This is a genomic window from Nocardiopsis suaedae (assembly GCF_027706745.1).
Classification (GTDB): domain Bacteria; phylum Actinomycetota; class Actinomycetes; order Streptosporangiales; family Streptosporangiaceae; genus Nocardiopsis_A; species Nocardiopsis_A suaedae.
Genome location: NZ_JAQFWP010000012.1, coordinates 109818 through 131603, shown reverse-complemented (window position 1 = coordinate 131603; position 21786 = coordinate 109818). Strand labels below are relative to the sequence as shown.

15 protein-coding genes are annotated in these 21786 nt (G+C 75.0%); 12 read left to right on the top strand and 3 right to left on the bottom strand.

All coding sequences use genetic code 11. The annotated features are described in order from the left end of the window. Positions 1-276 precede the first annotated feature (276 nt). Entirely contained in the window at positions 277-1323 is a 1047-nt protein-coding gene (locus O4U47_RS09140; RefSeq protein WP_270677234.1) for a class I SAM-dependent methyltransferase, read from the bottom strand. A gap of 260 nt (positions 1324-1583) precedes the next feature. On the opposite strand from O4U47_RS09140, the gene O4U47_RS09135 reads away from it, so the two are divergent. Together O4U47_RS09135 and O4U47_RS09130 are read left to right on the top strand one after the other, a co-directional pair. Beyond that, positions 1584-3008, top strand: coding sequence for a YcaO-like family protein (locus O4U47_RS09135; protein ID WP_270677233.1), 1425 nt, complete (start codon positions 1584-1586; stop codon positions 3006-3008). Between the two features lie 395 nt (positions 3009-3403). Further along, positions 3404-3562, top strand: a complete 159-nt coding sequence (locus O4U47_RS09130) for a thiocillin/thiostrepton family thiazolyl peptide (RefSeq protein WP_270677232.1) — start codon at positions 3404-3406, stop codon at positions 3560-3562. 212 nt (positions 3563-3774) lie between these two features. On the opposite strand, the gene O4U47_RS09125 is transcribed toward O4U47_RS09130, so the two are convergent. Both O4U47_RS09125 and O4U47_RS09120 read right to left on the bottom strand, forming a co-directional pair. Continuing rightward, positions 3775-4722, bottom strand: a complete 948-nt coding sequence (locus O4U47_RS09125; RefSeq protein ID WP_270677231.1) for a thiopeptide-type bacteriocin biosynthesis protein — start codon at positions 4720-4722, stop codon at positions 3775-3777. Next, the gene (locus O4U47_RS09120) at positions 4697-7381 is read right to left on the bottom strand and encodes a lantibiotic dehydratase (protein ID WP_270677230.1); all 2685 of its coding nucleotides are present in this window, start codon (positions 7379-7381) and stop codon (positions 4697-4699) included. Before O4U47_RS09120 ends, O4U47_RS09125 begins: the two co-directional genes overlap by 26 nt. A gap of 266 nt (positions 7382-7647) precedes the next feature. Here O4U47_RS09120 and O4U47_RS09115 point away from each other — a divergent pair, with 266 nt between their 5' ends. The 10 genes from O4U47_RS09115 (at position 7648) to O4U47_RS09070 (ending at position 21418) form a co-directional block, all read left to right on the top strand. Next, complete coding sequence (locus O4U47_RS09115) at positions 7648-8832, top strand: iron-containing alcohol dehydrogenase (RefSeq protein WP_270677228.1); 1185 nt, start codon at positions 7648-7650, stop codon at positions 8830-8832. 312 nt (positions 8833-9144) lie between these two features. Further along, positions 9145-11610, top strand: coding sequence for a YcaO-like family protein (locus O4U47_RS09110; RefSeq protein WP_270677227.1), 2466 nt, complete (start codon positions 9145-9147; stop codon positions 11608-11610). 19 nt (positions 11611-11629) lie between these two features. After that, positions 11630-12229 (top strand): TOMM precursor leader peptide-binding protein, encoded by a 600-nt coding sequence (locus O4U47_RS09105; protein WP_270677226.1) that lies wholly within the window; start codon positions 11630-11632, stop codon positions 12227-12229. Positions 12230-12240: 11 nt separating this feature from the next. Next, on the top strand, positions 12241-13893 hold the full coding sequence (locus O4U47_RS09100; protein ID WP_270677225.1) for a tpaE: 1653 nt from the start codon (positions 12241-12243) through the stop codon (positions 13891-13893). Continuing rightward, positions 13883-14584 carry a tpaF gene (locus O4U47_RS09095; protein ID WP_270677224.1) on the top strand — a complete coding sequence of 234 codons (702 nt, stop codon included), beginning with the start codon at positions 13883-13885 and terminating at the stop codon, positions 14582-14584. Before O4U47_RS09100 ends, O4U47_RS09095 begins: the two co-directional genes overlap by 11 nt. Positions 14585-14591: 7 nt before the next feature. Beyond that, complete coding sequence (locus tag O4U47_RS09090; RefSeq protein WP_270677223.1) at positions 14592-16322, top strand: hypothetical protein; 1731 nt, start codon at positions 14592-14594, stop codon at positions 16320-16322. A gap of 6 nt (positions 16323-16328) precedes the next feature. After that, complete coding sequence (locus O4U47_RS09085) at positions 16329-18152, top strand: YcaO-like family protein (protein WP_270677222.1); 1824 nt, start codon at positions 16329-16331, stop codon at positions 18150-18152. 120 nt (positions 18153-18272) lie between these two features. After that, positions 18273-19082 (top strand): NshR/TsnR family 23S rRNA methyltransferase, encoded by an 810-nt coding sequence (gene nshR, locus O4U47_RS09080; RefSeq protein WP_270677221.1) that lies wholly within the window; start codon positions 18273-18275, stop codon positions 19080-19082. Between the two features lie 101 nt (positions 19083-19183). Continuing rightward, positions 19184-19726: a PH domain-containing protein gene (locus tag O4U47_RS09075; RefSeq protein ID WP_270677220.1), complete on the top strand. Its 543-nt coding sequence runs from the start codon at positions 19184-19186 to the stop codon at positions 19724-19726. Between the two features lie 3 nt (positions 19727-19729). Continuing rightward, complete coding sequence (locus O4U47_RS09070; RefSeq protein ID WP_333563639.1) at positions 19730-21418, top strand: PH domain-containing protein; 1689 nt, start codon at positions 19730-19732, stop codon at positions 21416-21418. Positions 21419-21786 lie beyond the last annotated feature (368 nt).

Below are 21786 nucleotides of genomic sequence, written 5' to 3'. Positions count from 1 at the left end.
CCGCCGGACGGCAGGCAGGCCCGGGGAAGCGCCCCGCTCATGCCGTCGCCGCCATCCACCGCGACCACGCACACGCCCGGCACCCGACAGCACCACCCCAAGGCCCGCTGACCTCCGTCGTCGCCGCCATCCACCCTGCACCCCGGCGGCCCACCACTCGGCCGGGGTCCGTCAGCGGGGCACCTCCCGTGCCGCCCGTCGGCCCGGGGCGCGAGGAGTCCGCTGCCCGGCCGAGGCCCGCGAGCGGGGTACCTGCCGTGCCGCCCCGCCGAGTGGTCACTCTGGTAGATGGGCCACCACGAGTGCCACCGACGTGGGCGCCGTCGGGATCTCCTTTGCTGTGAGGCCGACCCCCTCCAACCGGGTGACCACCTCCCCCGGAGGCCACGGGGTGACGCCGCGCAAGGACATCCTCCAGGCGATCACCCCGTCGCGGACGCCCTCGGGAGCTTCGCGCAGGGCCGTTGCCGCCAACAGGCGGCCCCCAGGGCGCAGGGCCCTCGCCGCGCGCGGGAGCGCCGCGGCCGCCGCCTCCGGTGACAACACCGACAGCGGCAGCCACACCAGGTCGTAGCAGGCCTCCTCGGCCAGGTCGGCGGCATCGGCCAAGCGGATCTCGACGCGGTCGGCCATGTCGGGCACGGCGGTTTCGGTGGTGTCGCCGACCTTGTCAGGCGTGTCGGCCGCGTTGGCTGGGCGGGCCTCGGCGGGGTCGGCGGTCCCGTGTCCGGCGGCCTCGTGCCCGGTCCGGTGTCCGGCCGCTCCGCGTGCCTCAAGGTGGCGTTCGGACAGGCGCACCATCCTCGGGTCGGTGTCCAGTCCCACCGCCTGTCCGTGCGGGAAACGCTCGGCCAGGGCCGCCGCCACGCCGCCCACGCCCGTGCCGATGTCCAAGAAGCGCGGCCCTGGGTGCTCCGCGAGCCCTCTGAGGCCGGGGTCGTGCCGGGCCGCCAGGTCGAGCAGGCGGACGACCCGTTCGCCCGACACCCTCCCTTCGGCGAGGAGCACCTCGTCGCCGTCCTCGACCTGTTCGGGCACCCCCTCGGCGGCGTCGGCGGCCAACCGCAGCATCCGCGCCAGACGGCCGGGAACGGCCCCGGCGCCGCTCCGCGCCCGCAGCGCCTCGCGGTGCTCGGGCAGCAGCCGCCACCCCCGGTCGGTCCGCTCGGCGAACCCGGCGGCGCCCAGCAGCGCACCGTGCTCCTCGCCCAATCCTTCGCCGGATAGCTCGGCGGAGACCGCGGCGGCCAGCGCCGCGAGCGTCCACGCGTCGCCCACCAGGGCTTCGATACGGGAGAACAGGCCGCCGCCGGAGGTCGTCATGGCGCGAGTCTGCCAGGGCGGGGTCCGGACCGAAGGGCGAAGGTCCGTCACGGAACGAATTTCCTGAAACGGGACCAGTGACACCCCCTCGCCCATGCGGTACAAAAGCACGCGTGTGGCGTACGCCATACGTCCATCGCCTCGAACCGAGGAGGTTCCCATGGCCTGTGCGGGATACGACCTGACGGTCTCGGTCGACCACGTGGAAGACGTCGAACTCCAGATCCAGGAGCTGGACGAGGCGGCCGACATGGAGACCGTTGAGGTCTGAGTGGGTCGCGGTGGCCGGGGACGGGGGCGCGTCCCCGGCCCCGGCCCCTTCCGGGCGCCCGCCCCTGTGGCCGGGCGCCTCCGAGCGTGAACTCGGCCTCGACGAGGCGCGCCGGCGCATCAGGGCCGACATCGCCGCCCAAGGCTGGCGGGCGCGGCACCGCGTGCTCACCGGCGGCGACCCCGACCTGCCCACCGCCGCCCAGTGCGAGCTGTGGGCCCCCGACGGCACCGAGGTGCCCTACGGCCTCGGCAGCGGCAAGGGGGCGCACGCCCCCGCCCTGGTCGGCGCCGAGTACGAGGCGGTCGAACACGCCTTGACCGGGCCCGGGATCCTCGACGCCCTGGGCCCCGGGACCGCCCCGGCCGCGGACCTCGCGCACGGTCCGTTCGCCCGCGACCGCGCGGTGGGCGACCTCGCCGCCCAGGACGGCGCCCGCGTCGCCGTGCTGCCCTACCAGGGGCTCGACGGCGGCCCCGGCGCCGACGTCCCCCTGTACCTGTGGGCGCCCTGGTACCCCGTCCCGACCGCGGGCATGGCGCGCTACCGGGCGGAGCTGGGCGACACCGCCGACTACGCGCACGCGATGGGCTACAGCGTCAACAGCGGGTGCGCCATCGGCGCGACCTTCGACGAGGCGGCCCTGCACGCGCTCAACGAGTGGGTGGAGCGCGACGCCTTCTCCCTCTTCCTGCTGCGCTCGGTCTACGACGGCGGGCCGATGCCCGGCACCGTGGACCCCGGGGCGCTCCCGGACCTTGCGCGCGCCCGGCTGCGGCACGCCGAGGAGGTCGTCGGCGCCCGTGTGGCCGTCCTCGACCTCACCACCGACCTGGGGGTGCCGGTCGCCCTCGCCTACGCCCCCGGCCTCGCGGGCGGCGCGGCCCGCTACTACGGGATGGGCGCGTCCCTGTCCGGCGCGACCGCGGTGGACCGCGCGCTGACCGAGTTCGTCCAGGGCGAGCTGCTGGCGCGGGTGGTCGATGACCAGGTCGCCGAGGGGCCCCGGGCCGACGACGACGGACGCCCCGCCGAGCACCCCACCTTCGACCGGCTGGTGGCCGACCACGACATCGCCGCGGGCGTGCGCCGCCGCCTGCGGGGGCACCCGCGCCTGCTCGCCTGCGCGCACCTGGACTTCGCCGACCGCCTGGCCGAGGCGCCGACCGTCGGCGCCCCGCCGGACGCGGTCCCGGAGGGGACCGGCGTGGCGGCGCAGCGCGCGGCCGTGGTCGAGCGGCTGGCGGACGCGGGCCACCGGGTGCTGGCGCGGGAGCTGGCCGTCCTGGAGCACGGCACCACCGTGGTCCAGATCCAGTGCCCCGGCCTGGAGCGCTTCCACCTGGTGACCAAGGGCCATCTGGCGCTTCCCGGCGCCCGTGGCCGGCGCCTGCGCGCCGCCGCACGGGCCTAGCGGCCGCTGTGCCCGTCGCACCCGCCCCACTGGCCTGATCCGGCCACGGGCGGCGGCCGCCGATCCGAGCCGCGCATGTGAATGATTCACGTTCCGACTCCGGTACCGGCGCTTTCCTGGGGTTTTCTATCGCGAATGGCGGCGCGCCCGGCCTCGCAATTCCCGTCTCACCTGCGCTTTTTAGGCCATATTTAATTAAAATCCACCGCCGGGGTGGGTTTCATGCCGCCCCATTGCCGCCTGCCTGCGGTTTTACCGGGTATCGGTCCGAGGGGTGCGTGTTCGGCCCCCTGTGGCTTTCGGGTCCAATGGTCTGATTGGCCGTATGAAAGGTGTTGCCATTCGGAAGGGGCGTGGTAGTGTCCATTATGTAATCGCGAAGGGGGGTGATCCGAATGAGCGAGACCAACGCCGCTGAGATCGACCTGAGTGCTGTCGAGATCTCCGACCTGCTCAACGAGACCGAGCAGTCCGACGAGGCGCTCTCGCAGGTGATGGCCGCGTCGTGCACCACGACCGGCTGCGCTTGCAGCTCCTCCTCCTCCTCGACCTGATAGGCGGGGCGGTTTCGGCCGCCGCCGGTCGTGCGCCCCTTTTCGGGCGTGCGGTGAAACCGGCGGCGGCCTTTTTCGTGTCCGCGCGCCGGGGGGGCGGCCTCTGGGCCGGGGGAGGGCGCGAAAAATGACCGGAACCGGTTTTCCGGGTCCGGGGCGGCGTGGCGGACGGATTTCCGCGCCCGCCTCAGGGAATTAATTCAGGGAATCGGTCAGAGCTCCTCGATGCAGCGCCGCATCAGGCGCGCGGCCAGCGCCTCACCCGCCGGAAAAAGCCCCAGGCGGTTGTTGGTCGTGTGCAGATAATGGGAGAGGCAGTCCCGGAAGGCGGCGCCGGGGAGCGCGATCCCGGCCGCCGGGGCGCCGGGCGGGAGGCCGGCGACCGTGCGGGCGCGGGCGGCCGCCTCCGCGTAGGCGTCGTGGAAGGCGTCGGCCGCGGCACCGTCCAGGATCGGCCCGCACATGTCCCGCAGGCCGTCCCGCGCCTTGGTGTACATCCCGTCCCAGCCGCGGTCGGCCCCCTCCGGGACGAACGGCCGCCACCAGTGCTCGTACTCGTGCAGGAACGCGACCATGGCGTCGGAGTCCAGGCCCGCACCGCGCAGGGACATGGCCATGATCCGGACCGACTCGCCGACCGGTGGGCCGCCCGTCGACCGGGCCCCGCGCACCGCCAGCACGTCGAGGACCGCGGCCGAGGTGGCGCAGAACAGGTCCTCGGCGATCCGGATCCCCTCCGGGCCGCCGTACTTGCCGTACTCGGGCCGGTAGACGGCGGGCTCCACGGTCCCCAGAGGGCGGACCCCGGCGGCCTCCTCCCCCTCCAGCCGGGCCAGTTCGGCCTGGTACCCGGCCTGGCCGTCGTACTCGTCCCGCAGGTCCTGACCGAAGTCGGGGACGGCCCGGGCCAAGCGCCCTGCGCGCTCCGGGTCGGGCGCCTCCCGGTCGTCGAACCGCAGCCGGATGTGCGGCCCGCCCTTCCAATAGCGCAGGAAGAAGAAGCGGCCCCGGAGCCCGTGCTCCTCGACGTAGGGGGCCACGGCCTCACTGAGGAAACGGGACTGCGCCGTCGGGGGGAGGTGGGCGTGCAGGACGGACCACGTGCGCCCGCCGTCCTCCCGCGCCGCCGCCGCGTCAGGACCGGTCTCGGTAGAGCTCAACGAAGTACTCCTCGGCGGCGCTCGCGCGCCGGTCGGCGGCGTAGTCCTCGACGGAGGGCAGGCACTCGCGGACGGACACGAAGACGTCCGGCCGGGACAGGGCGGACCGGGCGAGGCTGCGCACCAGGAACGGGTTCCTGAAGTCGACGTACATGGGCTTGTGCACGCTCGCCCTGTTGAGCCTCGACAGGTCGGACCAGTCCGGTGAGAAGTCGGAGTCCCGCCCGGTCAGCGTGTTGAACTCGGACAGGGTCTGGCACAGGACGAAGGCGTGCCGCGGCAGCCCCTGGGAGCGCCGCCACGCGTCGAACCGGACCAGGTCGTCGAAGGAGTCCTTGGCCAGGCCGCCGAGGCCGGGGACCTCCTCCGCGGCGTAGTTCCAGGTCCGTCGGTCGGCGACGACGCCGCCGACCTCCAAGCGGTCGAACCCTTCGGGGAAGGAGGGGAACCGGCCGGGCTCGCGCAGGTCGGCCACCGGCTGCCAGGAGTACAGCGTCGTCGGGCTGAGGGCCTCCAGGAGCTGGTACACCAGCGGGGCGCCGACCGGCAGCAGGAAGTTCATCGGGAGCAGGTCCAGAGGTGCGCCGTGCTCGTCGTCCCAGGCCTCCAGGGAGCGGGACGCGTGGTCGATGCGCAGCCGGATCCGGGCCGGGGGCACGAGCCGCCGCCCGCCGTCCCCCGCCGGGTCGGCCATGCTCCCCGGATAGAGCACCGCCCGCTCGGTCAGCGGCGGGTGGAGGTTGAAGTTGAACCCCAGGACCGCGTGCAGGTCCACCTGGTCGGGGAACGCCCGGGCGAGGTGGTCGCGCAGCGCCGGGCGCAGGGCCCAGCCGTCGGCCCCCGAGCCGGTGACGAATCCGCCGAAGCGCGAGTAGAAGGCGCCGTACCCGGTGAACACGCCGTTGACCACCGGCCGCGGCCGGCCGCCGCCGGGGTCGGCGGCGAACTGCAGGCGGAAGGTGACCGACCGCGGATCGGCGGCGTCCTCCACCCGGTCGCAGGCGGCCCGCACATCGGCGGGGTCCAGGTGGGCCACCCCGTCCTCGGAGGCCATCCGTGCGCGCAGGTCCCGGAGGGCGCCGTCGCGCTGCCCGGCGTAGCGGTCCGCGGCTTCGGAGCCGCGTCCGGTGAGCACGCCCCACTGCTCCCGCTCGGAGAGCTGGGCGAAGGCGGCGCAGAAGTCCAGGAAGGGGACGTCTTCGCGGTCGCCGAAGCGGCGCACCGCGAACGAATAGAGCCCGAGCCGCTTCGTCTGGCCGACGTCGAGCAGCGAGGAGAACCGCCACAGGCTGTCAAGGGCGTCGAGGTTCCGGGATACGGAGTCCGGGTCCCAGACCTGTGGCAGCGCGCGCGTCGGGACGTCCTCGTACACCGGCGCACGCATGAGGGCGTCCGGGGGTGTCGGTGCCCCGCACAGCTCCGAGATGCGGGCGATCGCGTCGTACGCCGACCGCAGGAGCCCGTCGCGTTCGCCGGCGGAGGCGCCGGGGAACCGGGACTCGGCTTCCGTGAGCGCGGCGTACGCCTGCGCCACCGCCTTGGTCTGGTCGGTGGTCCCCTGGTCGAGGAGGTCGCTGAGCAGGCGGGAGTAGTCCGGGTCCTGGTCGTCGATGGGGACCCGGAAGAACAGCATGCCGGTGCGCATCAGGGCCGCGGTGATCCGCCGCGCCATGGCCTCGGAACCGGCGACCGCGGCGAGCTCCCGCAGCACGTCGCCGCCGGGGACCGGCCCGTCGCCCAGGAGTTCCATCAGGCGTGCCACGACGCGGTCGCGCTTGATCCGCACCACCTGGTCGCCCGCGCGGGCGACCCCCGAGGCGTCCGCGGCCGTCCCGATGAACCTGACCGCGCCCTCGTCCTCCTGCACGGTGGAGTTGAGCAGGAACACGCCCAGCTCCAGCCCTCCCGGCACCTGCGCCAAGGCGCTGACGACCCAGTTCAGCAGGAACCGGCTCAGCGTGGCCACCGATGGCTCCGACGGCTCCGGGGGCTCCTGTGGCCCCGGCCCGGCGCGCGCGGGCAGGTCGGCGGGGAAGGCGCCCACCTCGGTGAAGCGCCCGAACGGCGAGGGCTTGACGCTCGCCCGGTAGGCGAAGTTGACCAGCGTCGACTCGAGCTTCCGGGCCTTGCTCGGCTTGTAGGCCCCGGCCCCCTGAGCGGCGAATCCGCACAGCTCTTGGTAGAGCCGGCGCCCCGAGAGCTGGATGCTCTTGGCGATGGAGTCGTGTTCGAACAGGGCGGCGAGGACCTTGGCGGCGGTGTCCTTCTCGGCGTCGAACGCTTCGAGCGCCTCCCGGTCGCGCCTTCGCGCGCGCTCGCCGAGCTCCGACCACTCCCGGAGGGTCCGCAGGACGGACCCGTCCAGGAGGCCGTCGAGCCGCTCGTCGAGGTACCGCAGGCGGTCGGCCGCTCCGTCGAGCCGCCCGTTGTGCACGTCGCGCCTCAGCTTGACCAGTTCGGTGCGCACCCGGCCCTCGGCCAGGGGGACCGCCGCGCCCAACCGCTCCGACAGCCCTTCGGCGAGCCGGGCGGCCTCGGCGCGCAGCGCGTCCGCCTCGTCGACGCCCGCCCAGGTGCCGGGAATGCCGACGCCGGCCAGTTCGGAGAATGGCAGCCGGTTCCTCCGGTAGAGGACGTACGGGCTGACATTCACATTCATCGAAAGCCCCCCATCGATGCGCGGCCCTCCACGGTCCCCCCGGTAATGGTTCCTCGGGCCGCCGCTGGCGCGAGTGTAGCCACGGATGTGCGGGCCCGGCAATGTTCACGTGTTTCTCGTGGCCATTTCCGGCCCCGCCTCGCGCGCGCGGAGAGCTCGCGTAGAGTTCGCGGGAACAGGGGCGGACGGTGTGAATGCCCCGAGTCGCGCCTTCATATTTTGATTGTGAATTGAACGAACGCGGCGACCGTCTAGGGAGGACGCGCATGTACGACAGGGTCCACTGGATGTCCGGGACGCGCCTGCGCGGCGGGGAGGACTTCCCCCGGCAGCTCAAGGAGGAGCTGGTCACGCTGCCGCGGCCGGTGCTCTTCGTGTTCGACCCGGTCCCGGTGGCGGCCGAGGAGCCGCTGCGGGCGGTGTACGCGCAGGTCCCCGAGCGGATGCGGTGGGACCGCCCGGCCCGGACGCCCACGGTCGGGGAGGTCCGGGGCGCCGCCCGGGAGTGGAGCGCGGCGGGGGCGGCCGCGGTCGTCGCGGTCGGCGGCGGGTCCACCCTCGACTTCGCCAAGGCGGCCGCGCACTGCATGCGCTATCCGGACGCCTGGGAGCGCGACCCCTCCGGCGGCCTGGTCTTCCCCACCGCCTGGGAGCCGCCGCACGTGCCCGTCGTCGCGGTCCCGACCACCGTGGGCACCGGCAGCGAGCTGAACGGCAAGGCCGTGGTCGACTACGGCGGCCGGCGCCGGCTCGTCTTCCACTGGGGGATGTATCCGCAGGCCGCGATCGTCCACCCCGACCTCTTCCGCGCGGTGCCGTGGGACGTGCTGATGGGCGGCGCGCTGGAGACGCTCGCCCGCCTGGTGGTCCCCGCGGCCTCGGAGCGCAGCCCCTTCGCCGTCGCCGACGCCCTGGCCGCGGCGCAGGCGGCGGCGGTGCTGGAGGCCGTCGGGCGGCTGCGCGCGGACCCCGGCGGCCCGCGGGCCCGGCACGACCTGGCCATGACCACCGCGACCAGCGTGCTCACCCTGCACCAGCTCGGCCGGAGCCCGTACTCGTACTGGCTGTGGTACCTGGTCACCGAGCTGAACAACCACGGGTTCACCAAGCGGCAGGCGCTCGGGCTGCTGCTGCCGCTGTGGGTGCGGCTGGTGCGCGAGGGCGGGCTGCCGGGCGCCGAGGCGCTGGCCGGGCTCGACGCGCGGGCCGCCGCCCTCGGCGCCCCCGGGCTCACGGAGGCCCTGACGGCCTGGGGGGACGCCGCCGTCGGCGACGCCCCGGCGGCGGGCGGCCCCGCGCTCCCGGACGCCGACGGGCTGACCGCGGCCGTGCTCGGCGACTGGGGGGAGGGCCTGGCGGAGGCGGGCATCGGCGGGCAGGAGGTCCGCCGGGTGTTCACCGGGCTCGACAGGGCCGGATCCGGCGGCGCCGGAGCGGCCGTGCGGAAATGAGGCCGGTTCCGGCCAGTGCCGGGCGCCATTCAGGACTGAAGGCTCGAAAGGGTGGGCCCGAAATCGCAGGCCGGGAGGGGGACCTGAAAGCGCGGTAGGGCTCCCTCGTATTTATCCGTCCTTTAATCCAGATCGGTGACCAGCCGTTTCCCGGTTAATGGGAGGGCGTTTCGGAATTTCTGGCCGCGCCATTGGGGGAGTGGTAGCGTCCGTTGCGCCCGAGGCCGGGAAAGGGTCGGCGGAAGGGGAATCCGCCGACCGGCGGTTCCGGCGCCCGGCCGCCCTGCCCGCCCCCGATCAGAGGAGCCGCCCGTGCCTGTGCTGGTGACCGTCCCCCTCCCCGCCTACGACGCGTCCGTCGCGGACCGGTACCGGGCCGTGGTCGCGGACGTGTTCGGCGGTGAGCCGCCGCTCGCGGGCGGCCGCTCCCACGTCGTGCGGACATGGGAGCGGGCGGACGGCGGCGAGTGCGCGCGGCTGGTCCTGGACCCCGCGCGCGCCGACCCCGGCGCGGTCCGCGAGGCGGCCGAGCGGCACGGCTTCGAGCCGGAGGTCCGGGAGATCCCGGCGGACGGGGCGCCGTCGCCGCTGTGGAACGCCGGGTTCGACGGCTCCTCGTTCGGCGCGGTCTCCGCAGGGCTCTTCGAGGAGGCGGCACCGCTGCTGGGCCGCCTCGCGGCCTCCGCGCGCGAAGGCGTCGAGCACTCCTACCGCCTCGCCCTGCGGCTGATGGCCGAGCACCAGAGGGCCGCCCTGCTCCGCTCCGAACAGACAGGGCTGGAGGGCTTCGCCTTCGGCGACCTCGTCTCCGCCCGGCTGCTGAGCTTCCGTTCGCACTACGAGGGCATCGCCGCGCGCGCCAAGGACCGCGACGCCCTGGAGCGCCGGTACGCGGCGTACTACGCGGCCTTCGGCGGCTACGCGCGCGAGTGCGCACGTGCGGCCGCTCGTGCGCCCTCCGCGGCGGAGGCCGGGCCGCCCGTCCCCGGCGCCGAGGACGCGGTCGGGGCGTGGGCCGCCGCCGTCGCGGAGACCACGCCCCGGCTCCGGGGCGAGTTCCGAGCCGGCCGGATCGTCAGCACCGCGCAGACCCTTGAGGACGTCAACCGGGACCGCGACGTCCCGCTCGCCCCGACGGGCTTCCACGCCTTCGGCCAGGACTCGGCGTCCTTCCAGGACCTCATGCACCGCAACCCCGACTTCCTCGCCTTCCGCCTCCAGGCGAGCATGCTCTACAGCGCCCTGCACACACTGGGCTTCGGCCTGATCGAGCGCTACCTGTTCTGCTACCTGCTCGCGCGGGCCAACGAGGAGGTGGCGGGAAGGTCGGCCCGTGATCTGCAAGAGGTCCTCGGTTCCGTGGCGGACGCGTTCGCCGCCCGGAGGGGCGTACCCCTTGAGGGCGCTGAGGGCTCCGAGGGCGCAGCGCACGGCGGATACACCGAGCACACCCCCGAGGGGCTCCGGCGGATCAAGGCGCTGCTGTCCCCGTACGGCCTGGTCTCCAGAACCGCCCCGCTCCCCGTGGCCGATGGCGAACCGCGCTTCGAGCTGCACGCCGCGTCCCTCGGCGACCCGTCCAAGGCACTGCGGAACCTCCGCGGGTGGAGCCACGGGGCCGACATGGGGAACATGAACGGCGTCGGCGGCGCACTCACGGCGGAGCGCGCGCGGGCGGTGGCGATCGCCGAGTCCCTTGAGCGCTACTCCACCTGCGCCTGGGATGAGGACGCCCTGGTCGTCGCCTCCGAGAAGGAGCTGGAACGGCAGGGGGAGGAGTTCGCCTCGCCCTCCCGCTGGCCCCGGTGCTCGGAGCGGGAGGCGGCCCGGCCGGAGTGCGGTGTGGTGCCCTATGATCCCGCCCTGCCCATCCGCTGGGTCCGCGGCTGGTCCCTCACCCGCAGGTGCGAGGTCCTCGTCCCGGCCGCGGCCGTCTACATGCACATGCCCGAGCGGTCGCGCTCGGAGCGGTTCATGAAGAGCGTGACCACCGGGGCGGCCGTGCACTCCGACCCCCGGTCGGCCGTGCTCAACGGGCTCTTGGAGGTCGTCGAGCGGGACGCGATCGCCCTGGTGTGGCTGCAGCGCCTGAGCCTGCCCGAGCTGTCGGTCGACCCCGCCCGGCTGGACCCCGCCGCGCGCGCCTACCACGACCGCGGCTCCTCCACAGGGCTGACGGTGCGGCTCTTCGACGCCACCACCGATTTCGGCATCCCCGTCGTCTACGGCGTGCAGCTCTCCGACAGCGACCCCGTCCTCGGCCAGATCGTGTGCGCCACCTGCGACATGGATCCCCGCAACGCGCTCGCCAAGCTCCACCGGGAACTGGCCGCGCTCCGGGTCGCCCTTCGCGGGTTCGCCGCCGAGAACCCGGTGGAGCGGCCCGACCCCGGCAAGGTCAGCGTCGTCGGCTCCGCCCTGTACAACGCCGCGCCGTCCCGCCGCGGGGCCTTCGGGTTCCTCCTGGAGTCCGGGCGCGGCACCCGCCCGCTGGAGGCGCTGCCCCGGCCCGCCCCCGAGGACGATCCGCTGGCCGCGGCCGTCGACCGGGTGGCGGCCGCCGGCGCGGAGGCCCTGGCCGTGGACATCACCACCGACGAGGCCCGCCAGGTCGGGATGCACGCGGTCAAGGTCGTCGTACCGGAGGCGGTGCCGCTGTCGTTCGTGCACGCGGAGCGCTACCTGGCCACCGAGCGCCTGTACACGGCGCCGACGGCGATGGGGTTCGCGGCGGGGGGCGAGGACTCGCTCAACCCCGATCCGCAGCCGTTCGCATGAGCACGAGACGGGGGAGCAGATGGACTGCCTGTACATGATCCGCGGCCGGTTCGCCGAGCAGTACGCCGATGCGCACCGGATCCCGCCCGGACGCCGGACAGCGGTGCACGGGCCGCCGCGGGAGGAGGACCTGCCGGAGGCGGAGGCCCTGGTGGTGATCGTCGCGGGCCACGATCCGGAGCTGCGCGAGGCGGTCGACCGGATCGGCTTCGCCCGCGGGGTCCCCTCGGTCGGCGTCGAACTGCTGCCGCGCCGCATCGTCTGCGGCCCGGTCGTCGTCCCGGGGGAGACCGCCTGCTACGCCTGCCACCTGCGGCGCATCGAGCAGCACACCGAACAGCGCGCCGAGGGGGCCGGGGCCGACGAGGCGGCCGCCGCGGCGTACGGCCTGGAGGAGGGCTTCGCCCCCGCGCACCTGTTCCTCGCCCGGGGGCTGCTGGCCCAGGCGTTCGCGGAGATGCGCGGGGCGCCGCAGGACGACGGGCCCGGGGGAACGGTGCGCTCGTTCGACCTGGTGACCGGAGGTCTGTCGAGCGCCCGGACGGTGGCCGTGCACGGCTGTACCCGGTGCGGGGCCCGGTTCCGTGAAGAGCGGTCGCCGGTTCCGGCACTGCCGTAGGGAGGAGTGGCATGGTTTCCGAGTTCAGGGCCGAGACCGTCGGCCGCGCCGCACGCGGCGGCGACCTGCAGCTCACCGTTCCGCGGCGGCCCGTGATGCGCCGCGGCGTGCGGCTGCGCCGGACCGGGGCGGAGGTCGTGCTGGACGGCGCGGACCGGTCCCAGCGGTTCCGGGGGGCGTTCGCCGCCGACCACCTGCTGCCGCTGGCGGAGGCCTGCGACGGCGGCCGGGGGCACGGTGAGATCGCCGAGCGGCTCGGCCTCTCCGAGCCCGCCGTCTACAAGGCCCTGGCGCTGCTGTGGGCGGCGGGCGCGGTGGAGGAGGCCCCCGACCGCGAGCCGCCCGAGACGGCCCCCGAGTTCGCGTGCCTCCTGTCCCGCCTGGGCAACTCCACCGGCGCCAACCGCTCGTGGACCGAGGGGGCAGAGCGCCTCGCCCGCGGCGTCGTCCTGCTCGCGGGGGACGACGCGTTCGTCGGCGCCGCCGCACGCGCCTTCGGCGGCACGTGCACCGTGCGCACCGGCGGGGCCGCTCCGCGGGCGCGGGACGGCGTCCGCATGGTCGTCTTCTTCGAGACCGCCGCCTCGCACGGCGAACGGGCCGCGGAGGCGGAGCGGTGCTGGGAGGAGGGCGTCCCGTTCCTCCGGGTCCGGGCCGACGGGGAGTCGGTCACCGTGGGGCCGTACACCGACCCCGCCCTCACCCCGTGCGCGGAGTGCGCGACGGCCCACGAGCGCGGCGCCGGCGGCGCGCCCCCCGGCCACGCGGTGGACTTGGCGGCGGGCCTGGCCGCGCACCACGTCCTCGCCCTCCTCTCCCGCGCCACCGTCACCCATCTGCCGATGGACACGGTCGAGATCGGGCTCGAAGGGCTGTCGACGCGGTACGCGCCGGGGGCCACCCGTCCGGGCTGCCCGGTGTGCTCGCACAGCCGGGGCCCGATGGCGGCGGGGGCGCCGTCGAGCGCGCTGTACGAGGCCTCGGTCGCGATGCCTCCGAGGTCCTACCTCGACCCGAAGGGGCACCTGGGCCACTTCCAGTCCCAGAACATGAGCCTGCCTTCGGAGTTCCGCACGTGGCCGAGCAACCCGAAGACGGAACTGCCGCCTCCCCGCCTCGAACGGCTGCGCGGAGGGGGCGGCCCGCCGCCCGCGCGCGCGGGGGCGCCGACCCTGGACGACCTGAGCCTGCTCCTCAAAGCCGCCTTCGGGGTGCAGGAGCGCCCTGAAGGCGAGGGGAGCGCCGCCGGAACGCAGGTGCGCCGCTGGACCGCCGCGGCGGGCAACATCGGATGCACCACCGGCTACGTGCTCTGCCGCGACCCCGACCTGCTTCCGGTGGGGGTGTACGCCTACGTCGAGCGCGACCACCGGCTGGCCAGGATCGGGACCCGCGTCCCACCCGGCCCGGCCCCGGCCGACCTGGTCGTCACCGGCGACCTGGCCAAGGTGATGCGCAAGTACGGGACCTTCGGCTTCCGGCTGACCATGCTCGACGCGGGCTGCAACCTGGCCTCCGCGCGCGAGGCCGCGGAGCGGATCGGCGTCGCGCTGCGCCCGCTGCCCGACTGGGACGACGCGCTCCTGTGCGACCACCTCGGCACCTCCCTCACCGGGGAACCGGTCGTGGCCGCCGTGGAACTGGGGGGAACCCGTGAGGACTGACCACACGACCATGCTCGCGGTCCTGGAAGGGCTCGCGTCCCGGACACCGACCGGCGACGGGAAGGCGGCCGCCCGGGAGCCCGCACCGTTCCCCTCCGCCGAGGAGGTGGACATCGACCTCTCCGTGAGCGGGGGCGAACCGGAGCGCGACCTCTACGAAACGCTCAGCGCGCGGCGGTCGACGCTGCGCTACTCCCCGGCCCCGGTGCGGACCGGGCCGGTGCTCCGCCTGGCCCAGGAGGCCCTCGCGCGGGACGAGGAGGACTGGGGGGAGGCCGTCGAGGCGGGCCCGCTCGAGGCGTTCGTCTTCGCCCTGCGCAGTGAAGGCCTGCCCGAGGGCGTCTACCGCGTCACCGCGGAGGGGTGCGCGCGCGTCGCCCCGCCGGACTCCATCGGGGACCCGGAGGACTTGGGCGTCCAGCGGGAGTTCGCCACCGGCGCCGGCATCGTCACCCTCTTCGCCGGGCTCGACCGGGCCGACGCGTGGGCCGGACCGCACGGCTACCGGTCGGTCGTGGTGCGCGCCGCGATGGCCACCTACGACATCCACCTCAAGCTCCAGGCCCACGGGCTCGTCGGGACGGTCTTCGGGGGGTTCATCGCCGCGGCCGTGCGGGCGGCGGCGAAGAGCGACGGCGTGACGCGGCACCCGCTCCTGTCGACCACCTACGCCCACCGGCCGGACTCCTAGGACGCCGATGACGATCAGGAACACCGCCCCGGCCCCGGAGGGCCGCATCCTGGCCCGCCCCGACGTGTCGGTCGCCGCCACCCGGGACGGCGCGTGGATCGGCGGCTCCGGCTCCTCGTTCACCGTCAGGGGGAGGGGGACCCACCTCCTCGTCTCCCGCCTGCTCCAGGAGCTCGACGGCACGGCCACGGCGCGCGAGCTCGAGGCCGGGTACGACGAGGCCGCACGCCCGGTCGTCGGCGCCCTGCTGAAGGCGCTCCTACAGCGCGGCTACGCGGTCCTCCTCGACCGCGCCCCCGGTTCCGGGCCGGAGCCCGCGTGGCTGGTCCGCCACCTCGCCCGGTTCACCGACGACCCGTTCGCGGCGGCACGGCGGCTGGCGGGCCGGCGCATCGCCTTCGCCGGACGCCCGTCATGGCTGCGGCGCATGCGTACGGGGGCGGAGGAATGGGGGCTGGACGGGGCCCACACGGAGTTCCTGGAGGGCCGGGACGGGGGAGAGCGCCTGGGCGGCCGTGACCTGGTGGTCCTCCAGGCCGACGCCTGGTCGCCGGAGGCGCTCGCCGGTGTGCAGGGGGCGCTGCGCGGCACGGGGACGCCCCACTGCGTGACAGGCCGGATCGGTGCGGGGTTCTGGGCGGTCTACTCGGACGGGGACGCCGGCTGCTGGGAGTGCCTGAAAGGCCTCCGCGCCGTTGTCGGGGAGGCGGTGAACAGCGCGGAGGAGAACGGGGAAGGAGGCGCCCACGGGGCGGCGGAGAGCATCGCCGCTTCGGCGCTCCTCCGCAGCGTGGTCGTACGCGCGGCCGGAGCGGGCGAAGGGGCGCCGGATCCCTGGAACGCCCTCGCCTTCGACCCGGAGACGCTGTCCGTGACCACCCACCTGGTCGGCCAGAGCGCCGGGTGCGCCTGCCGCCGTGCGGCGCCCGCCCCCCGCGCGGAAGCGGGCGGCGGGGCCTCAAGGGTGGTGCGCCGGAACGTGTACGCCCCGGACGACACCGAGCGCTCGGACGACCACCATGCGGCCATCGTGGCGTCGTTGAGCGCGTGGACGGACGAGGCGGTCGGCCCCTTCCTGGAGGTCGACGGGGCGGCGCTGGCGCAGGTGCCGTTCGGTGCCGCACGCGCGGCGGCCGTCGACCCCGCGCTGGGGCGGTTCGACGCGACCGTCCGGACACTGTCCTCCCGGGAGGCGTACTACCAGGCGGCCCTGAACGTGCTGGAAGCCGCGGCGGAGGCGGGCGCGGGGAGCGGCCGCGCGGTGGCGGGGGCGGGGTGGACCCGGGACGAGGCCCTCTACCGCGCACTACTGCGTACCGCCCCGCTCAGGGAACCGCCCGACAGGGGCGCCATGGAGCCGCTCGGCGAGGAGGAGACCGTCGGCGAGTGCGCCCGCCTGTACCGCTACATCCTGCGAAGGGCCCAGGCACTCGGCATCGCCGCGGGCGACGGCGGCCTGTCGGTCCGGACGCTCCCGAACGGCCTGTTCCAGGCCGTCGCCGACGGCGGCGCCCGGAGCGCGGTCGGCCACGGGGCCTGCCCTGCCGAAGCCGCGGCGTCCGCCCTGCTCGGCACGGTGAACGGCGAGGGCGTCCTCGTCCATGTGAACCCGCACCACACCGAGTGGGAGGAGGTGTGGAAGCAGGTGGCGCCGCCCGGAGGGGCGGAGGACCTCGCGCCCCCCTTCCCCCTCCCCGGCGGCGGGGACGCGGTGTGGATCGTCGGCCTGGCGGAGTGAGGGGAAATGGCGTTCATCGACGGTCTGCTGGACCTCCTGTTCAAGGACGGGCACCGCCCGGCCGAGGTGGTGTACGGCGAACCGGCGGGCCCGGTCCGCGTGCACGCCGAAGAGCATCCCGGCGGGGCGGCCCTGGCCGTCCTGCTGTGGCGGGGCCGGGTCCACCTCGTGAAGTACGACCCGCCCGAGCACGGCGGCCCCCGGAAGGGCGGGTGCCCGGGGTGCCTGGCGGGCTTCGTCGGGCTCCAACAGGTGCCCGGCCACACGCCGGAACCGGTGCCCGGCGGCGGGGCCGCCGCCCGCGGCCTCGGGCCGGGGGACGAACGGGCCGCGGCCGAACTGGCGGGCGCCCTGCTGGGCGGCGGCTCCCCGCCGGGCACGGCGGCCGTTCTGGACCCCGGGACCGGCGGGGTCCGGCTGTGCCGGGTCCCCCCGCGCACCGGCTGCGCGCGGTGCGCCCCCGAGGCGCCCGCCACCGCGGCGCGCTTCTCCTCGCCCGCCGAGGACCTGGCCAAACAGGGGCGGGCGCCGCGCGGGCCGAGGAACCCGCCGCCGACGCTCACCGCCGACTATGTGGGCGCGCACACGCTGTTCAAGGAGCCGCTCGTCGACCTCGACTCGCCCATCGCCAGCGCCCAGGTGAGCCTTCCCCTGGCCGACGGGACCCGGGAGCCCGCCGCCGGCCGGTCGCGCTCGTTCGCCCAGAGCAGGCTGACGGCCGTCCTCGAAGGCCTGGAGCGCTACGCGGGGTTCCACCACCGCGCCGGTGAGGGCCGCATCGAGGCGTCCCTGCGGGAGCTCGGCGACGCGGCGATCGACCCGCGGACCCTGGGCCACCACTCGGAGGAGCAGTACCGCGGCGAGGGATTCCCGTTCACCCCTCTGGACGAGGACGAGACGGTGCCCTGGGTGGAGGTCTCCCCGGTCCGCGAGGGCGGAGCGCCGCGCCGCCTCCCGGAGGCGGCGCTCTACTGGGCGCACAGGGGCGGAGGCCGCAAGGCGTTCTTCCACGACACCTCGAACGGGTTCGCGCTGGGGCAGACCCCCGAGGAGGCCGCCCTGCACGGGATCCTCGAGGTCGTGGAACGGGACGCGTTCATGCTCACCTGGTACCGCAGGCTCCGGCTCCCGGAGATCGGGGCGGACGGGGCGCTCACCGACCTCGTCGACCGGGTGGAGGTGTTCACCGGCTTCCGGGTGCGGCTGTTCTGGGCCGCCCTCGACACGGGGATCCCCGTCGTCATCGCCCTCGCCGAACGCGCGTCGCCGACCGGCCCGTGCAGGTTCGTGTCCGCGGGGGCGGGCCTGCACCCGGAGCCGGCGGCCGAGTCCGCCGTCATGGAACTGGCGGGACTGGTCACCGCCGTGTGCGCCGACTTCCGCGGCAACGCCGACCGCGCGCGCGAGCTGGCCCGCGACTTCGGCGCCGTGCGCACCTTGGACGACCACTCCCTGCTGGGCGCGCTGCCCTCGTCGGCGCACTGGTTCGACTTCCTGACCGGATCCGAGGGGCCCTCCGTCGGCCTTTCCGAGCTCGCGGCCGGGGCGCCGGAGAACGCGACCGTCCGGGACGACCTGCGCCACGTGGCCGACCGGCTCGCCGGAGCCGGGGCCGAGGCCTACGTCGCGGACATGACCACCGCCGAATTGCGGTGGCGCGGACTGGTGTGCGTCCGCGCCTTTGTCCCGGGGTTCCTGCCGATGACGTTCGGGCACCGGTACCGAAGAATGGAAGGGCTTCCCCGGCTCCACCGGGAACAGTCGCCCTTTCCCTCTCTCCTCGGCTCCGAGGAAAGGCCTGAGGACATTCCTCCGCACCCGTTCTCCTAGGACGTTCCCGCCCGTGCCGCGCCGGTGTGCCCTCCCTCACCGGATGGCCGTGCCGTCTGTGCAGGTCGGGATGGTGTGCGGGCAGTCCGTCCGCATTCGTGGTGCTGTTAGGATCGGTGCATGGCCGACCTGGAAACGATCACGAGTAAATCCGACCCCGCGGTGCAGCGGATCGTCGACGTCACCAAGAGCTCGCGGTCGAATATCAAGACCACGCTCATCGAAGACGTGGAACCCCTCATGCAGAGCATCCGCGCCGGGGTCGAATTCATCGAGATCTACAGCAGCGACGCCGCGCCCTTCCCGCCGGAGCTGCTGGAGCTGTGCGGGCGCGAGGGCATTCCCGTGCGCCTCATGGAGAGCGGCGTCGTCAACCAGCTCTTCAAGGGCGAGCGCAAGGCCAAGACCTTCGGCATCGCGCGCGTGCCGCGCCCGGCCAAGTTCGGCGACATCGCCCAGCGGCGCGGGGACGTGGTGATCCTCGACGGTGTGAAGATCGTCGGCAACATCGGCGCCATCGTGCGCACCTCCCTGGCGCTCGGCGCGTCCGGGATCGTCCTGGTCGACAGCGACCTGGCCACCATCGCCGACCGCCGCCTGCTGCGCGCCAGCCGCGGGTACGTCTTCTCGCTGCCGGTCGTCCTGGCCGAGCGGGAGCAGGCGGTCGACTTCGTGCGCGGCGCCGACATGGCGCTCGCGGTGATGGACGCCCACGGCGACCTGCCGGTGCGCGGCCTGGGCGACCAGCGGGACCGGCTGGCGATGCTGTTCGGGAGCGAGAAGGGCGGCCCGTCCGACCCGTTCCGGGAGATCGCCGCGGCGACGGTGACCATCCCGATGTTCAGCTCGACCGAGTCGCTCAACGTGTCGGTGTCGGTCGGCATCGCCCTGCACGAGCGCACCCAGCGGAATTTCACGGTCGGAGGCTGAAGCGGCCCCGGCGCCGGTGCCCAGGGGGGATCCGCCGCCCGGGGCGGGCGCCGGGCACGGCGGAACGGCGCGGGGCGGGTCCGGGATGATTGACTGGAATCGTGGAATTCGCCGCGTCTGACTCAGAGCACCGCGAACCGCGGCGCCGGACCGCGCGGGAGGCGTTCGCCCCTCCCGAGGGGACCGAATGGACCCGCGTCGGCGGGCGGCTCGACGCCTACCGCCGGGCCGTCGCCGCCGCCGTCGCCCTGCCCTGCGCGGTCGCCGGTGCGGTGCTCGCCTGGCTGTGGCTCGGCCCGGAGGCGGCCGCGGTGCCCGTGGCCGCGGCGGCCGCCGCCTTCGCCGCGGCCTGGTTCGCCGCCGGGCCGGCCCGCCGCTCATGGGGCTACGCCGAGGGCCCCACCGACCTGTACCTGACCTACGGCACGGTGGTCCGCCAGCTCGTCGTCGTCCCCTACGGGCGCATGCAGGTGGTGGACGTGACCGCCGACCTGCTGGAGCAGGCCCTGGGCATCGCCACGGTGCGCGTGCGCACGGCCGCCACCACCGCCGACACCCGCATTCCCGGCCTGCCCCTGGACGACGCGGTGGTACTGCGCGACCGCCTGGCCGCGCGGAGCGAGACCTTCTCGACGGGACTGTGACGCGTGAGCGACGCCGAAGCCGAAGAGGACGCCCGGACCCCGCCGCGCCCGGAGCCGCCGGAGCCGCCGCCGCTGCGTGAGGTCACCGGCCCCACCGACACCAACGCGGTCGAGCAGGTGGCGCCGCCGCCGGTCGACCCCGAGCGGCTGCGCGGCGCCGGTGCGCCGCCGCGGGCCCCGGCGGCTGGGCCCGCCCCGCTGTGGGCGCCCCACCCGTCGGCTCCGCACGCCTCCGCCCCGCCGCCGCACGGCCCCCCGCCGCCGGGACCCCCGCCCGGACCCCCGCCGTACGGCCCCGGCCAGGCGCCGTTCGGCGGCGGCAACGTCCGCTTCCTGCCGCCGGGCGCCCCCGGCGGTCCGGGTGGGCCCGCGGGGCCGCCCCCGCCGCCCGGACCGCCGCCCCGGCCCGGCGACGACGTCGTACGCGGCCCGCAGCGCCCGCACTGGGGGACCGCCGCCTTCCGCACCGCCGTGGCGACCCTGGTCTTCCTCGCCGTGCTGGGCCCGGCGCTGGCCCCGTTCGGGATGGCCTGGACCGCGCTGATGGCCCTGGCCGTGGCCTGCGGGTCGGCCGCCCACGCGATGATGTCCTGGTGGAACAGCGGCTTCGAGCTGCGCGGCGACCACCTCGTCGTGCACGAGGGCCTGCTGCGGCGGATGTCCCGCGAGGTGCCGCTGAGCCGCCTGCAGGCGGTGGACGTGGTCCGGCCGATCCTGGCCCAGGTGTTCGGCCTGGCCGAGCTGCGGGTCGAGCTGGCCGGGGGCGACACCGGCGAGGTGCGGCTGCGCTACCTGACCCGCCCGCGCGCGGAGCGGCTGCGCGCCGCCCTGCTCGCGCACGCCGCGGGCCTGGCCGGGAACGCCCCCGAGGCGCCGGAGCGGCCTCTGTACAAGCTCCCGTTCCCGCTGCTGCTGGGGGCGCTGGCCTTCCGGCTGCCGGTGCTGCTGGCCTTCATGGCGTTCATGCTGCTCATGGTCGCCGGTTTCGCCTTCGCCGAGCCGGGGGTGCTGGGCGGGGCGGTGCCGCTGATGCTCGGGCTGATGCGGGGCTTCCTGGGCCCGCTCATCCGGTACACGGACTTCTACTCCTCGCTGTCCCCGGACGGGCTGCGGCTGCGGTACGGGGCGTTCCAGGCGCGGATGCAGACGGTCCCGCCCGGCCGGGTGCAGGCGGTGCGCGTGGTCGAACCGGTGCTGTGGCGGTCGCTGGGCGTGGCCCGGGTCGAGGCGAACGTGGCCGGGTACGTGGGCGAGCGCCAGATGGACTCCTCGACGCTGCTCCCGGTGGCGCCGCGGAACCTGGCGTTCGCGCTGATCGACGAGGTGTTCCCGGGTGCGCGGTCGGCCGGGGTGCCGCTCGACCCGGTGCGGGAGGGCCGCCCCGACGGCCCCGCGGCCGGTGTGGACGACCGCTTGTTCGTGTCCCGTCGCGGCGTGCTGTGCAAGGTCACCGAGTTCGTCCCGCACGCGCGCATGCAGAGCGTGCGGATGGCGGTCGGCCCCCTGGCCCGGCGCCGGGGGCGGGCCACGGTCGCCGTGGACACCCCTCCGGGGCCGGTGCGGGCGTGGGCGGCGGTGCGCGGCGCCGCCGAGGCCCGCCGCACGGTGGACTCCCTGGCCCGGCTGGGCCACGAGGCGCGGGCCCGCACGGGCGGCCCTGAGCGGTGGGCGACCCGCAGCGACCCGTCCTGACCCGGGGCCCACCCCCGGTCGCGATCCGTGCGCCGTCCTGTGCAGGAATAGCCCGACGGGGCGACCCCGCGGCGGCCGCTCCACGGGATCGGAGCGCCGTCCTTCCGATCCGTTCGTACCGGTGCGTTCGGGCCCGCTGACTGCGGACGGAAAGCACCGGAAACGTCCGGGCCGGAACCGGGTCGGAACTCTTCGCGCCGAAACGCCCCGGTCGGTGGGCGTGAAACCACCCCGAATCGGTGTGCCCTGGATCACATGCGGCCGCGCCGGCGCCGGGGAAAGTCCGGACAAGTCGTCTCACAATGTGTCCGCACCTCGGTGCGTACGGTGATTCCTGCAGGTCGGCAGGTATGAACCCCGGCCGTGGT

Bases quoted from the DNA above. Each gene is read 5' to 3' on its own strand.
- O4U47_RS09140 (WP_270677234.1), bottom strand. From the start codon at position 1,323: ATGACGACCTCCGGCGGCGGCCTGTTCTCCCGTATCGAAGCCCTGGTG.
- O4U47_RS09130 (WP_270677232.1), top strand. From the start codon at position 3,404: ATGAGCGAGACCAACGCCGCTGAGATCGACCTGAGTGCTGTCGAGATC.
- O4U47_RS09120 (WP_270677230.1), bottom strand. From the start codon at position 7,381: ATGAATGTGAATGTCAGCCCGTACGTCCTCTACCGGAGGAACCGGCTG.
- O4U47_RS09115 (WP_270677228.1), top strand. From the start codon at position 7,648: ATGTACGACAGGGTCCACTGGATGTCCGGGACGCGCCTGCGCGGCGGG.
- O4U47_RS09105 (WP_270677226.1), top strand. From the start codon at position 11,630: ATGGACTGCCTGTACATGATCCGCGGCCGGTTCGCCGAGCAGTACGCC.
- O4U47_RS09100 (WP_270677225.1), top strand. From the start codon at position 12,241: ATGGTTTCCGAGTTCAGGGCCGAGACCGTCGGCCGCGCCGCACGCGGC.
- O4U47_RS09090 (WP_270677223.1), top strand. From the start codon at position 14,592: ATGACGATCAGGAACACCGCCCCGGCCCCGGAGGGCCGCATCCTGGCC.
- O4U47_RS09085 (WP_270677222.1), top strand. From the start codon at position 16,329: ATGGCGTTCATCGACGGTCTGCTGGACCTCCTGTTCAAGGACGGGCAC.
- nshR (WP_270677221.1), top strand. From the start codon at position 18,273: ATGGCCGACCTGGAAACGATCACGAGTAAATCCGACCCCGCGGTGCAG.